This window comes from Streptomyces sp. NBC_01478, assembly GCF_036227225.1.
Lineage (GTDB): Bacteria > Actinomycetota > Actinomycetes > Streptomycetales > Streptomycetaceae > Streptomyces.
This window is the reverse complement of the sequence record NZ_CP109444.1, coordinates 3,430,487-3,443,717: the sequence shown is the minus strand read 5'-3', so window position 1 is coordinate 3,443,717 and position 13,231 is coordinate 3,430,487. Positions and strand designations below refer to the sequence as shown.

Genomic DNA, 13,231 nt, shown 5'->3' with positions numbered 1-13,231 from the left:
TGGATAGGGTGAGCCGAGCACACACCATTATTTGAAGTACGACACCCAGGAGCGGCCGTATGAGCGCTGTGACCCCCGCTGGAGGCGACACCGCGGCGGCCCGTTCCTGGCCGGACGTACTGAGCGCGCTGCTGGCCGGACAGGACCTGAGCACCGCCGACACGGCATGGGCGATGGACCGCATCATGAGCGGTGAGGCGGCGGACGCGCAGATCGCCGGCTTCCTGGTGGCGCTGCGGGCCAAGGGCGAGACGGTCGACGAGATCACCGGTCTCGTGGAGACGATGTACGCCCACGCGAAGCCGCTGCACATCCCGGGACCGGCCGTCGACATCGTCGGCACCGGCGGGGACCGGGCCAAGACGGTCAACATCTCGACCATGTCGGCCATCGTGATCGCGGGCACCGGCGCGAAGGTCGTCAAGCACGGCAACCGCGCCGCGTCCTCCGCGAGCGGCTCATCCGACGTGCTGGAGAAGCTCGGCATCAACCTGAACCTGCCGACCGAGCAGGTTGCGCGGGTGGCGGACGAGGCCGGGATCACCTTCTGCTTCGCGGCCAAGTTCCACCCCTCGATGCGGTTCGTCGGCGCGGTCCGGGGGGCGCTGGGGATTCCGACCGCGTTCAACCTCCTCGGCCCGCTCACCAACCCGGCCAAGGTCACCTCGTCGGCGGTCGGCTGCTTCGACACCCGCATGGCCGGGCTCATCGCGGGCGTGCTGGCCGAACGCGGCTCCTCCGCGCTGGTGTTCCGCGGCGACGACGGCCTCGACGAGCTGACGACCACCGCCACCTCCCGGGTCTGGATCGTCCGCGACGGCAAGGTCACCGAGGAGTCCTTCGACCCGAGGGACGTCGGCCTCGAACTGGTCCCGGTGGAGGCCCTGCGCGGCGCCGACCCCGAGTACAACGCGGGCGTCGCCCGCCGCCTCCTGGACGGCGAGACGGGCCCCGTACGGGACGCCGTACTCCTGAACTCGGCGGCCGCCCTGGTGGCCCTGGAGGCGGCGGACGGGCCGTTGGCGGACCGGATCCGGTCCGGGATGGAGAAGGCGGCGGAGTCGATCGACTCGGGGGCCGCCAAGCGGACCCTGGAGCGCTGGGTCGCGGCCAGCAACGCGTAGCACCACGGGGGTTGTCGTCCCGCGATCCGGACACGGGTTGCGGGACGGCGATCACCTCACGTAAGTTTTCCGACCAGGTCATGAGTGACAGTCATGAGGCCCCGGCCGACTGTCCGGCAACCCTCCGTCCGTGGCGGGGTGCCCCGGGTGAAGACCAGGCCGTAGGCAGCGAGGTCTGCGGCAAGCGCGGGCCCCTCGAAAGACACCAGGGGTCCTGGTCATCGAGGGAGCCCTCTGTGAGCAAGCGAATGCGGTAGGGCGTCGAGCCCCGCCTCCGCATACCCCCTTTCACCCTCCTCCGTGCTTGAGTCGTCCGCGCTCGCACGGTGGTTCCGCCTTGCCTCTCACGGGAGTTCGCCATGTCTGTCTCCACCGCTGCCGTCGTCCAGACCGTTTGTCCCCCGCTGCCCGTTCTGGGCCGGGATGTCACCGTCCCGCTCGTGACGGGCGGCGAGGTCACCTACGCGGCGCTCGACTACGCGGCCAGCGCTCCCGCCCTCCAGCGCGTCTGGGACGACGTGGCGGCCTACGCCCCGTACTACGGCAGCGTCCACCGCGGCGCCGGCTACCTCTCGCAGCTCTCCACCGACCTGTTCGAGAACGCCCGCAGGACGGTCGAGGAGTTCCTGGACTGCCGCCCGGACGACCAACTGATCTTCACCCGCTCGACCACGGACTCCCTCAACCTCCTCGCCGCGGCCCTCCCCGCCGGCTGCCAGGTCTTCGTCTTCGAGACCGAGCACCACGCGTCCCTGTTGCCGTGGAAGGACGCCGAGGTCACCTACCTCAACGCCCCGCGCACCCCGCGCCAGGCCGTGGAAACCCTGGAGCAGGCCCTCGCTGCGAGGGACCCTCACGGCCCGGCCCTGGTCTGCGTCACCGGCGCCTCGAACGTCACCGGCGAGCTGTGGCCCGTCCGCGAACTCGCCGCCGCCGCGCATGCCCACGGCGCCCGGATCGTCCTGGACGCCGCCCAACTCGCCCCGCACCACCCGGTGTCCGTCCAGGACCTCGACGTCGACTGGATCGCCTTCTCCGGCCACAAGCTCTACGCCCCCTTCGGCTCCGGCATCCTGGCCGGCCGCGCCGACTGGCTCCAGGCGGCCGACCCCTACCTCGCCGGCGGCGGCGCCAGCCGCAAGGTCACCCGGCGCGAGGACGGGGGAGTGGACGTGGAGTGGCACGACAGCGCCGCGCGGCACGAGGCCGGCTCCCCGAACGTCATCGGCGCCTACTCCATCGCGTCGGCCTGCAAGGCGCTGACCGAGGCGGGCTTCGACACGCTGGTGGCCCGCGAGCAGTACCTGATCGAGAAGGTGCGGGCCGGCCTGGCCGAGGTCCCGCAGGTCAAGGTCCTGTCCCTCTTCGGCGACGACGCCCCGCGCGTCGGCGTCATCTCCTTCGTCGTCGACGGCTGGAACAGCTCCCACTTCGCCGCCGCCCTCTCCGCCGAGTACGGCATCGGCGTCCGCGACGGCCTCTTCTGCGCCCACCCCCTCGTCCGCACCCTGCTCGGCAGCGACCCCCAGACCCAGGGCGAGTGCGGAGCCCCCGAGGCGGCCCCCGGCGAGAAGTCCCTCAACGCGATCCGCGTGAGCTTCGGCGCGGGCACCCCGGACGAGCACGTCGAGCGCTTCGTGACGGCGGTACGGGAACTCGTGACCGACGGCGCGAAGTGGAACTACCGCACGCAGGACGGCCGTTGCGTGCCCGCCGTGTGACCATCCAGGGGTGAGCACCCCGACGGGACTGGGCGAGCCGCTGATCGAGGCGGTCGTACGACGGCTGCCGCGGCTCCTCGGCGGCAGACCGGTCCATCTGTACGAGGAGGGGCTCGTCCTGGTCCCCGACGGGCGGCCCCGCCGCTGGGCGGACGTGACGCACTGGCGTTCCACCATGGACGTGACCGTCGGACAGGACGAGCGACACGGCATCGGTTGGTACGTCTGCGGACACCGGCACCGGCTGCGCTTCGCCGACGGGGTGGAACAGGCCTTCATTGTCGACGAGTGGCAGATCCAGGTCGGCTCGGCGGACCAGGACCGCCCCGAGAACCAGCGGATACGGTCCGCCGTCGAGCACGTCCGGCAGCGGGTGGCGGACGCGCAGGTGCCCGCGCTGTTGAACCGCCTCGAAGCGGGCGGGCAGGTCACCTTCGGCCCCCTCACCGCCGACGCGGACGGCTTGTTCGTCCCGGGCGGGCTGTCGGCCCACCGGTGGGCCGACCTGCGGGAGCCGCGGCTCGATGCCGATCTGCCCGACTGGTCGGTGCCGTCGTCGTGGTGGCCGAAGCGGCGGGACGCCCGGCTCTCGCTGCGGGGCGGTGACGGTCACCGCACCGAGCTGCCGGCCTGGGAGGTCGTGAACTGGGGCGCGCTGGTCACCCTGTGGAAGCGGCTGGGCGCCCGCTAGGAGTCCAGCCCGATCGCGAACGCCGCCTCGAGGTCGTGCTGCGAGTACGTCCGGAACGCCACGTGCGTGTCCGTCCCCTCCACCCCGGGGATCTTGCTGATCCGCCCGGGGATGACCTCGGCCAGATCCTCGTGCTGCCGCACCCGCACCATCGCGATCAAGTCGTACGTACCGGTGACAGAGAAGACCTCGCTCACAGATTCGAGCGCGGCGATCGACTCGGCGATCTCCGGAATCCGGTCCACGCTGGTCTTGATGAGGACGATCGCGGTGATCACGGCTGGTTCTCTCCCTCGGGGACCGTTGCTGGGGCGGGTTTCACTCTAGTCGCCCGCCCGTCTCCCACCACCGCCCTTCCCAGGCCGCCCCTCGGGCCCTTCTTTTTCCTGAATCTCACCCACGCGTAGCCGAACCCCAGCGTGAAGCCCACCAGGTGGGCGAGGTACGCCACCCCCGGCCCCTGCGCGGCCTGGCCCGCCGCCAGCCACTGGAGGGCCACCCAGAACGGCAGCACGACCCACGCGGGGAAGCGCAGCGGCAGGAAGAGGAGGAAGGGGAGGAGGCTCGTCACCCGGGCCCGGGGGAACAAGTACAGGAACGCCCCGAGGACCGCCGAGATCGCCCCGGACGCGCCGACGAGGGACTGCGCGGAGTCGGCGTTGGCCACCGCGTACCCCAGCAGCGCCAGGTAGCCGCAGCCCACGTAGAACAGGGTGAACTCGACCCGGCCCAGTCGCTCCTCGGTCATCGCTCCGAAGACGTAGAGGAAGAGCATGTTGCCGAGGAGATGGATCCAGCTCCCGTGGACGAAGAGGGCCGTGACCGGGGTCAGGGCCTCTCGGGCCGGGCTCGCGAACAGGTCGGCCGGGACCACACCCCAGCGGCGGAAGTACGCCCGCTGCGCGGCGAGCAGCGCGTCCCCGGTGCCGTAGGACGGGACGAAACCCGAGGCCGGGCCGAGGACGAAGATCAGGCAGCACAGGCCGATCAGGGCGTATGTCATCGGTGCCGAGGTGTTCCGGATGGCCCGGACGCCCGCTGTTCCCCAGTTGCTGATCATGGACACAGAGCATGACGTAAGGGGACACAACGGGGCAGAGTGAATCGCCGCTGTGGACGGCCGAGCGGCGAGTACCCGCCAGGCCGTAGGGTTACGAGTCACATTCGCCGGGGAAACCGGCGATCACGGAAACTTGAACGAGAAGGAAGCGGACAGCCACGATGACGGTTCCCCTGCCGACCGCCTCGACGCGGTGGCGCTGCACCCTCTGCGGCAACCTCACGCGCTTCGACGTGACGCGTTCGTCGAAGGTCGTGGAGTACCTCCACCTGGACCTGGCGGGTGAGCCGAAGGTGGAGGAGCGCGAGGTGGTCAGTGAGACCATCGAGTCGGTGCGCTGCCGCTGGTGCAACGCCGTGGATCAGGTGGAACTCGTGGACAGGCCGGGCGCCGGCTCCTGAGAGGGAGTGGCCCCGCACAGACAGTTGGGGTGTGAGGGATGGTGGAGAACTCAGGCGGGGGGCCGGGCGACGGCGCCGCCGAGGTGCTCGACCGCCCGCTGCCCGACGGCGTGCGCAGGAGAGTCGTACAGATCGTGTCGGACGGCTTCGGCGGCCTCACCGTCTCCGAACTGCCCGCGCAGCTACGACAGTACGCCCGCTTCGCCCCCAACCGGCGCGCCAAGTTCGCCGGCAATGCCATGGCCGCCGCTCTGGAGACCGATCCGCTGTTCCGGCAGCGGATCGGGGAGAAGCTGAGAGAGGCCCAGTCGGAGCTCACCGGCGCGCTCGACTCCGGCTCGCCGCCCCCGGCCGCGGACCCGCTCGACGTGGCGGCCGCGGCCTATGTTCTGCGCCCCACCGGCTGGGTGAAGCTGGTGACCGCCGCCGGCGAGGAGGCGCTGCGTGCCGACGCCGAGCGCGCCGACGAGGAGAGCCGGGCCGAACTGGAGCGGCTGCGCGCGGAGTTGGCGCAGGCGCGGGACGCGACCCGCAGCGAGACCGAGCGGCTGCGCACCGAGCTGGACACGGCGAAGAAGGAAGCGGAGTCGCTGCACCGCAAGCTGCGTGCCGCCCACAGCGACGTCAAGCGCGGCGAGGCCGCCCTGCGCAAGCTGCGCGCCGAGACGGACACCGCGCGCGCCGAGGGCCAGACCCAGTTGTCCGCCGCCGAGAGCGAGGGCCGGCGCCTCAAGGCCCGGCTCGCCGAGGCGGAGGCGGCCCTCGAGGCCACCCGCAAGGCGGCCCGCGAGGGGCGCAGCGTCGAGGACATGCGGGTGCGCCTGCTGCTCGACACCGTGCTGGAGGCGGCCCAGGGGCTGCGGCGGGAACTGGCGCTGCCGCCCGTCTCCGTACGCCCCGCCGAGACCGTCGACGCGGTCGAACCGGGACGAATGACCCCGAAGGACATCGCCGCGCGGGCGCTGTCCGAGAACGACCCGGCGATCCTCGACCAACTGCTCGCGCTGCCGCAGGCCCACCTGGTCGTCGACGGCTACAACGTCACCAAGACCGGCTATCCCCAAATGCCCCTGGAGAAGCAGCGGTTGAGGCTGCTCGGGCAGCTCTCGCAGCTCGCCGCGCAGACCGGCGCCGAGGTCACCTGTGTCTTCGACGGGGCCGAGCTGGCCGCGCCCGTGCTGCTCGCGCCGCCGCGCGGAGTGCGGGTGCTGTTCTCCAAACCGGGCGTCACCGCCGACGAGTTGATCCGCCAGTTGGTGCGCGCGGAGCCGCCGGGCCGGCCCGTCATCGTCGCGTCGACCGACCGCGAGGTGGCCGACGGCATCGCGAAGGTGGGCGCCCGGCCCGTCGCTTCTGCGGTACTCCTCAAGCGACTGTCGTGAAGGTCAACGTACAGGTTTAATGCCGGAATTGACCGAACCGTCACGCAACGTAGCGTCAATCGACCATCACTGCATGTTGGTTATGTGCAAAGAATGCTTTGAGTGACGGCATTTTTTCGTGTGAGGATTTGAACTGATCACAGGAACGTCACTAGGGTCAGGCCTCGAACCTCCGAACGGGTGATCACTCAATAGAAGGAGCTCGACTCCGTGGCGTCCCATCGTCGACCGAAGCAGCCGAGCCGCACGCGCGTCACTGTGCTCACCACCGCAGCCGCTGCCGCCGTTGCCTTCAGCGCTCAGGCCGCCAATGCCGCGCCGAGCGAGAAGCCCAGCAAGGACGAGGTCAAGGCGAAGGTCGACGCCCTCTACGAGCAGGCCGAGCAGGCCACCGAGAAGCTCGACGGGGCCCAGGAGAAGCAGGAGAAGCTCCAGAAGGAGATCTCCACCATCCAGGACAACGTCGCCCGCGGCCAGGAGGAGCTCAACAAGCTCCGGGACGGCCTCGGCACGATGGCGAGCGCCCAGTACCGCACCGGGGGCATCGACCCCTCGATCCAGCTCTTCCTGTCCTCGGACCCGGACGACTACCTCGACAAGGCGTCCACGATGGACCAGTTGAGCGCCCAGCAGGTCGAGGCGCTGACGAAGATCCAGGGCAAGCAGCGTGAACTCGCGCAGGAGCGCGCGGAGGCGAGCACCAAGCTCAAGGACCTCTCCGCCACCCGCACCGAGCTCAAGAAGAAGAAGGACGAGGTCAAGGCCAAGCTGGCCGCGGCCAACAAACTGCTCAACACCCTGACCGCCAAGGAGAAGGCGGCCCTGGACGCGCAGCAGGCGCAGGCCGCCAGCCGCTCCAGCTCGCGGGTGGACCTCGGCAACACCGGTTCCGCCTCCGGTCGGGCCGCCTCCGCCTTCGCCGCCGCCCAGTCCGTGATCGGCTCGCCGTACGTCTACGGCGCCTCCGGACCGTCCTCCTTCGACTGCTCGGGCCTCACCTCCTGGGCCTACGCGCAGGCCGGCGTCTCCATACCCCGCACGTCCGAGGCCCAGGCGAACGCCGGCACCCGCATCTACAGCCAGAGCGACCTCAAGGTCGGCGACCTGGTCATCTTCTACGGCGACTACCACCACGTCGGCCTCTACGCGGGCAACGGCCAGGTGCTGCACGCCCCGCACACCGGTGCCGTGGTGCGCTACGAGTCGATCGGCAACATGACGTTCGAGTTCGGCGTCCGGATCTGATTTGATCTGGCCCGGTCCGACCGAAACCGGCCCCGCGGCACCGCCCGAACGGGCGAATCGCGACACACCACACTGACCCCACGCCCCGCCCATGACCTGCGTCTTGGGCGGGGTGTCACGTTATGTGTCCGCGGAGGTCTTTGGCCCGCACCCCTTCACGGAGCTACTGTCTGGCGCGTTTCCCCGCACCGGGGGAGCGGTCCGTGTCCGCCAGCGGAAGGAAGTGCGGCTTCCCGTGGGATCCCGTCGTCGCCTTGCACCGTCCGGGTTCGACCGAGGCGCCAGTGCCGCGGTCTGTGTGTTGAGCGCGGCGGCAGCCGCACTCGGCGCCCTGCCGGCCACCTCCGCCGTGGCCGCGCCGCACGACGACTCCCGGGCCGAGGTGGACCGGCTCTACCAGGAGGCCGAGCGGGCGACCGAGGCCTACGACAAGGCCGACGAGAGCGCCGGGGCGCTGCACCGGCAGGTGAGCGACGCCCAGGACCGGATCGCCCGGCAGCAGCAGCGCATCAACACCATGCGGGACGCGCTGGGTTCACTCGCCGGCGCCCAGTACCGCTCCGGCGGCATCGACCCCACCGTCGCGCTGCTGTTCTCCGACGACCCGGCCGACTACCTCGACAAGGCCTCCGTCCTCGACCGGATCACCAACCAGCAGGCGGGCCAGCTCAAGGACCTCCAGGAGGCCATGCGCGAGCTGGCCCAGGAACGCACCGAGGCCGCCGGACACCTCGCCGAACTGGAGCGCAGCCGCAAGGCCGTCGCCACCCACAAGAAGACCGTCGAACAGAAACTCGCCAAGGCCCGGCAACTGCTCAACCAGATGCCCCTGGCCGAGCGCGCCTCCTTCGACCGGGCCTCCCGCTCCGCCCGCGAGGACATCCCCGACCTCGGTGCCGGCGTCCCGTCCTCGGGCCGCGCCGCCGCCGCGGTGGCCGCCGCCCGCATGGCCCTCGGCAAGCCGTACATCTGGGGCGCCAACGGCCCCGGCGGCTTCGACTGCTCCGGCCTGATGCAGTGGTCGTACGCCCGGGCGGGCGTCCACCTCCCGCGCACCTCGCAGGAGCAGCGCTACGCCGGCCGGCAGGTCCCGCTCTCCCAGGCCCAGCCCGGCGACCTGGTCGTCTACCGCTCCGACGCCAGCCATGTCGGCATGTACGTGGGCAACGGGCAGGTCATCCACGCCCCCTACCCCGGCGCGCCGGTGCGCTACGACCCGGTCGGCATGATGCCGGTCTCGTCGGTCACGAGGGTCTGAACCGGCGCGAAAGGGTCGTACGATCGGGAAGTGACTGGTCGTAGGCGGGCGTCGCGCTCCGGAGTGCTCGCGCTGTGTCTGCTGCTCGGGTCGCTGGTGGGGTGTGGTGGCCCGCCGGTGGCGGACAGCGCGAAGGCCGAGGTCCAGCGTCTCCTCGACCGCCGGTCCGCCGCCGTCCTGCACCACGACGAGACGGCGTACACGAAGACCGGCGCCCGCGCGGCGTACGAGAACGTGAGCGCCGTCCCCCTCGCCTCCTGGTCCTACCGGCTGACCGCCCTCCACCCCAGCGGCGCCACCGCGACCGCCGACGCCGAACTGAGCTACCGGGTCAAGGGCTACGACACCTCACCCGTCACGGTCGGCCGCACGCTCGGCCTGCGCCTCACCGCGGACGGGCAGTGGTACGTGGACACCGACAAGCCCGCGAAGAAGTCCGGCCAGCAGTTGTGGGACCAGGGGAAGGTGAGCGTCGTCGAGGGCGCGCACAGCCTCGTGATGGGGGTCGGGCAGGACGTCGACATCCTCCGGACCTACCGCTCCCTCGCGGATCACGCCGTACCGGCCGTGTCGGACGCCTGGGGCACCGACTGGACCCGGCACGTCGTCGTGCTCGTCCCCGGCTCCCTGAACGGCATGGCGGGCCTCCTGGGCTCACCTGCGGCCTCCTACCGGGGCATCGCCGCGGTGACGACCGGCGAGGCGGGAGGCTCGGGCAGCGCGCCCGCGGACCGGATCATCGTCAACCCGGACGCGTACGCGCTCCTCGGCTCGGTCGGCAAGCAGGTCGTGCTGACCCACGAGACGACCCACGTGGCCACCCGTGCCCGCACCACCGCCGCGACCCCCCTCTGGCTCTCGGAGGGCTACGCCGACTGGATCGGCTACCGGGGCACCGGCCGAACCCCGACCCAGGCCGCCCCGGAGCTGTACCGCGCCGTCCTGGACGGCGACGTCCCGACCGCCCTCCCCACCGACAAGGACTTCGGCTTCAGCGGCGACCCCACGAAGCTGGCCCAGGCGTACGAGGGTGGCTGGATGGCCTGCCGCATGATCCAGGACCGCTGGGGAGTCGACCAACTGGGCAAGTTCTACCGGGCGGTCGGCACCCACAAGAAGCGGGCGGGGGCGGTGGAGGACGCGATGAAGGACGTCCTGGGCACGACCCTGGCCGACTTCACGGAGCAGTGGCGGGACTACCTTCGGGCTCAACTCGGCTGATCGAGCCGGGAGATGGCCTCCGTGAGCCACTCCCGCTCCGCCGCGCCCGTCGCCCGCGCGACCCTCAACATGCCCTGCCGGAACAGGTCTTGGGTCTCCTCCGCCCGTACGGGCTCGCCGTCCCGGTAGAAGAAACTCGCCGGGGTCTCCAGGAACTCCAGCCGCCGGCGCAGTACGGCGGCCTGCTCCCGCCGGTCCGGCAGGTGCCGTAGGAAGGCCAGGACCGTGTTGAAGCGGACGTGGTCCGTGATCTCGGCCGGCTTGGGGTGCCGGAGCCGTTCCAGGAGGTCCTCGCGGCCCTTCTCGGTGAGGGACAGGACCCGGCGCGGTGCCGCGCTCGCGCCCTCCTCCGTGCGCTGGTCGAGCTTGCCGGCGGTGACCAGGCGGGTGATCGCCGGGTAGAGCGCGCCGTCGCTGACCGGGCGGACATGGCCGCTGAGTGCCTTGATGCGTTCCTTCAACTCGTAGCCGTGGAGCGGCTGTTCGGCGAGGAAGCCCAGGATCGAGAGCTCCAGCATGTGTCCTCCTTGCGGGCGCGATGTCCTCATGATACCTCTTATCGAGCTACCTCTAAACGAGGTAGCTCGATAAGAGGGAGTCGCCCGTGAACGCCCACCGCCGGCAGCTCATATCGCTCGCCCACCCCGTCTACCTCTCACTCCTCGCCTCCGTCGCCGCCGGGATCATCAACACGGTCTGGGTCTCCCGGCTCGGCGGCCCCGCCGTCGCAGCCGTGGCCGTCGCGACCAACACCGAGAACGTCCTCCTCGGCATCGCCCTGGTCTTCGCCTCCGGTACGACCGTGCTGGTCGCCCACGCGAGGGGAGCCCGCGACCCGGCCGCCGTACGGTCCGCCGTACGCGGCGGCTGGGCCCTGTGCGCGCTGGTCACACCGATCGTCATGGCGGCAGGCTTCCTGCTCCGCGAACCGCTGGCCCGCCTGCTCCTCGGCGGCAGTGGCCCCGAACTCCGGCTCACGGTCGACTACTTCGCGATCTCCCTGCCGGGCATCGCGGTCTTCTACGTCCAGCAACTCGTCGACGGCATCCTCAAAGGCACCGGCGACACCCGCACCCCGATGCGCCTGGCCCTGCTCGCCAACGGGCTCATCCTCGTCTGCGACCCGTTCCTCATCCACCTCTACGGCGTCCGGGGCGCCGCCGTCTCGACCGTGCTGTGCCGGGTCGTGGCGTTGGCGGTGGGGCTGCGCGCGCTGCGCCGAAATGCCCTGCTGCGTACGGAGGTCGCCCCCGCGGAGTCCGTCCCCGCCGCGCTGCGCCGGACGCTGACGACCGGGTTGCCGATGTCGGCCGACTTCACCGTCCGGCAGACCGGAACGCTGGTGCTGGTCGCGATCGTGGCGCGGCTGGGGGTGACGGAGGTGGCCGCGTACGCCATCGCCTACAAGGTCCTGTACGTGGCGACGATGGCCTTCTACTCCGTGCGCCAGGCCGCCGCCATCCACACCTCGCACCTGCGGGGCGAGGGCAGGGACGCACGACGGGAGATCGGGCGGGAGGCGATGCTCGTGTCCGGGACCGTGGGGGTCGGGGCGGCCGTCCTGTTCCTCCTCACCGCCCCCTGGATCATGGCCGCCTTCGGCGCCGGACCCCAAGTCGCCCACGAGGGCACGCTGTTCCTGCGCTGCGTCGGCCCCTACCTGCTGCTGATGGCGTGCTTCATCGCACTCGGCGGGGTCTTCGAGGGGAGCGGCGGAGCACCGGCGCTGCTCCGGGTGACGGTGCTCGGTACGGCGGTCCAACTCCCGTTGGCGTACGGGTTGTCGGGGTTCGGACTGCCGGGGGTGTGCGGGGCGCTGGCGCTCGCGATGGGGGTGCAGTGTGCGGTGGTCGCCGTACTGTTCCGCCGGCGGGCCCGGAGTCAGGAGGGCGCCGAAGTGGCCTTCGACCGCGTCGCCTGAGCCGGCAGCGGCGGTACGTCCGCCCAGGTGACCGACGCCCGCCACAGTTCGCGTGCGCTCGTCACCGCCGCGGCGACCAGCAGGCCGTTGCGGACCAGCAGGAGGACGATGCCCAGCCCGTCGCTCGCGACCACGTGGGCGAACCAGAGCGGGAACTCCAGGACCGTGACGAAGGCCGCCGCCAGGACCAGGCCGACCGGGAGTCTCATGCGGCTGGCGCGGAAGCAGGAGCAGACGGCTGCCAGGCCGATCAGCCAGACGACGTACTGGGGGCTGATCACCCGGCTGGTGACCGTGAACATAAGGACCGCCACGAAGGCCGCGTCCGCGAGGGTGTGCGGCAGGAAGCGGGCCGCCATGAGCCGCCAGAGCATGAGCCAGCCGAAGGCCAGCGCGGTGAGGCCCAGGGCCGCCGTGCTGACCCAGTTGACGTACGGGCCGACGAACTCGACCGAGCCGTAGTTCAGGAGCACCTCGCCCTGCCAGTCGAAGTGCCGGGCCACATGGAAGACCAGCGAGCCCAGCGACTCCACCTCCGTGCCCCGCTCGCGCTGGAAGGTCAGGAAGGCGAACGCGCCCGGCATCGAGACCGCGAAGACACCGGCGACCACCACGACCGTCACCGCCGCCGCGCCCCACGCACGGCGCTTGACCGCGCCCAGCAGGAGCAGCGCAGGCCACACCTTCAGCAGCGCCCCGAAGCCGACCAGCGCGCCCATCACGCGCGGGTGCCGGGCGCCGGCCAGCAGCGCGGCCACGGCGACCGCGGTCACCATCACGTCGTAGCGCGCGTACACGGTCGGGCCGAGGAGCGGGACGCCCGCGACCCACACCCAGGCACCGCGCAGCGTCCGGCCGGGGCGCAGGCCCGTGTAGAGCAGGAGTGCCAGGACCGTCAGGTCGGCCAGGAAGGCCAGGACGAAGAACGCCGACGCGTAGTCCAGGAAGCCCAGCAGGGCGGGGGAGAGGATCGGGAGGGCGGCGGCGGGCGGGTACTGCCAGGTGACGTCGTCCAGCGGGAAGGAACCGTGCCGCAGCGTCTCGTACCAGCCCTGGTAGATCACCGACACGTCGCTGGTGACGTCCGGACCCGGGAACACGAGCACCTTGAAGACGAACAGCAGCAGTACCAGCCTGGTCAGCCCCCAGGTTCCGAGCAGCAGCGCCAGTCGCCGTCTCGCGCCCGCGATCTCCACCTGAGCCCCTG

Annotated in this window: 13 protein-coding genes and 1 riboswitch; of the genes, 9 read left to right on the top strand and 4 right to left on the bottom strand. The window is 71.2% G+C overall.

Going from position 1 to position 13,231, the window contains the following annotated elements:
• Window positions 1-59 precede the first annotated feature (59 nt).
• The 3 genes from trpD to OG223_RS15530 all read left to right on the top strand — a co-directional run bounded on the left by trpD (window position 60) and on the right by OG223_RS15530 (window position 3,536).
• A complete protein-coding gene (gene trpD / locus OG223_RS15540) occupies window positions 60-1,124 on the top strand; it encodes an anthranilate phosphoribosyltransferase (RefSeq protein ID WP_329248058.1) in 1,065 nt (354 codons plus the stop codon).
• Between the two features lie 76 nt (window positions 1,125-1,200).
• A riboswitch (SAM riboswitch) is annotated at window positions 1,201-1,317 on the top strand.
• A gap of 166 nt (window positions 1,318-1,483) precedes the next feature.
• Window positions 1,484-2,845 carry an aminotransferase class V-fold PLP-dependent enzyme gene (locus OG223_RS15535; protein ID WP_329248054.1) on the top strand — a complete coding sequence of 454 codons (1,362 nt, stop codon included), beginning with the start codon at window positions 1,484-1,486 and terminating at the stop codon, window positions 2,843-2,845.
• A 10-nt stretch (window positions 2,846-2,855) separates the two neighbouring features.
• Window positions 2,856-3,536, top strand: coding sequence for a hypothetical protein (locus OG223_RS15530; RefSeq protein ID WP_329248051.1), 681 nt, complete (start codon window positions 2,856-2,858; stop codon window positions 3,534-3,536).
• Here OG223_RS15530 and OG223_RS15525 read toward each other — a convergent pair.
• Window positions 3,533-3,814 (bottom strand): Lrp/AsnC family transcriptional regulator, encoded by a 282-nt coding sequence (locus OG223_RS15525; RefSeq protein WP_019062383.1) that lies wholly within the window; start codon window positions 3,812-3,814, stop codon window positions 3,533-3,535. The genes OG223_RS15530 and OG223_RS15525 overlap by 4 nt on opposite strands.
• The gene (locus OG223_RS15520) at window positions 3,811-4,596 is read right to left on the bottom strand and encodes a rhomboid family intramembrane serine protease (RefSeq protein ID WP_329248048.1); all 786 of its coding nucleotides are present in this window, start codon (window positions 4,594-4,596) and stop codon (window positions 3,811-3,813) included. Before OG223_RS15520 ends, OG223_RS15525 begins: the two co-directional genes overlap by 4 nt.
• Before the next feature lie 161 nt (window positions 4,597-4,757).
• Between OG223_RS15520 and OG223_RS15515 the strand changes: the two genes are divergently transcribed.
• The 5 genes from OG223_RS15515 (at window position 4,758) to OG223_RS15495 (ending at window position 10,103) form a co-directional block, all read left to right on the top strand.
• A complete protein-coding gene (locus OG223_RS15515; RefSeq protein WP_019067815.1) occupies window positions 4,758-4,997 on the top strand; it encodes a hypothetical protein in 240 nt (79 codons plus the stop codon).
• Window positions 4,998-5,035: 38 nt separating this feature from the next.
• Window positions 5,036-6,379 (top strand): NYN domain-containing protein, encoded by a 1,344-nt coding sequence (locus OG223_RS15510; RefSeq protein ID WP_329248044.1) that lies wholly within the window; start codon window positions 5,036-5,038, stop codon window positions 6,377-6,379.
• A gap of 210 nt (window positions 6,380-6,589) precedes the next feature.
• On the top strand, window positions 6,590-7,624 hold the full coding sequence (locus OG223_RS15505) for a C40 family peptidase (protein ID WP_329248042.1): 1,035 nt from the start codon (window positions 6,590-6,592) through the stop codon (window positions 7,622-7,624).
• A 235-nt stretch (window positions 7,625-7,859) separates the two neighbouring features.
• On the top strand, window positions 7,860-8,882 hold the full coding sequence (locus OG223_RS15500; protein ID WP_329248039.1) for a C40 family peptidase: 1,023 nt from the start codon (window positions 7,860-7,862) through the stop codon (window positions 8,880-8,882).
• A 30-nt stretch (window positions 8,883-8,912) separates the two neighbouring features.
• The gene (locus tag OG223_RS15495) at window positions 8,913-10,103 is read left to right on the top strand and encodes a hypothetical protein (RefSeq protein WP_443073712.1); all 1,191 of its coding nucleotides are present in this window, start codon (window positions 8,913-8,915) and stop codon (window positions 10,101-10,103) included.
• Here the strand turns inward: OG223_RS15495 and OG223_RS15490 are convergent.
• Complete coding sequence (locus tag OG223_RS15490; protein ID WP_329248036.1) at window positions 10,091-10,621, bottom strand: PadR family transcriptional regulator; 531 nt, start codon at window positions 10,619-10,621, stop codon at window positions 10,091-10,093. The genes OG223_RS15495 and OG223_RS15490 overlap by 13 nt on opposite strands.
• An 86-nt stretch (window positions 10,622-10,707) precedes the next feature.
• Between OG223_RS15490 and OG223_RS15485 the strand changes: the two genes are divergently transcribed.
• Complete coding sequence (locus OG223_RS15485) at window positions 10,708-12,024, top strand: MATE family efflux transporter (protein ID WP_329248033.1); 1,317 nt, start codon at window positions 10,708-10,710, stop codon at window positions 12,022-12,024.
• Here the strand turns inward: OG223_RS15485 and OG223_RS15480 are convergent.
• Window positions 11,985-13,220, bottom strand: a complete 1,236-nt coding sequence (locus tag OG223_RS15480; RefSeq protein ID WP_329248030.1) for a glycosyltransferase family 87 protein — start codon at window positions 13,218-13,220, stop codon at window positions 11,985-11,987. The genes OG223_RS15485 and OG223_RS15480 overlap by 40 nt on opposite strands.
• Window positions 13,221-13,231 lie beyond the last annotated feature (11 nt).

What these genes read in the sequence shown, in the direction of transcription:
- OG223_RS15515 (WP_019067815.1), top strand. Translation starts at nt 4,758, where the DNA reads ATGACGGTTCCCCTGCCGACCGCCTCGACGCGGTGGCGCTGCACCCTC.
- OG223_RS15490 (WP_329248036.1), bottom strand. Translation starts at nt 10,621, where the DNA reads ATGCTGGAGCTCTCGATCCTGGGCTTCCTCGCCGAACAGCCGCTCCAC.
- OG223_RS15535 (WP_329248054.1), top strand. Translation starts at nt 1,484, where the DNA reads ATGTCTGTCTCCACCGCTGCCGTCGTCCAGACCGTTTGTCCCCCGCTG.
- OG223_RS15520 (WP_329248048.1), bottom strand. Translation starts at nt 4,596, where the DNA reads ATGATCAGCAACTGGGGAACAGCGGGCGTCCGGGCCATCCGGAACACC.
- OG223_RS15510 (WP_329248044.1), top strand. Translation starts at nt 5,036, where the DNA reads ATGGTGGAGAACTCAGGCGGGGGGCCGGGCGACGGCGCCGCCGAGGTG.
- trpD (WP_329248058.1), top strand. Translation starts at nt 60, where the DNA reads ATGAGCGCTGTGACCCCCGCTGGAGGCGACACCGCGGCGGCCCGTTCC.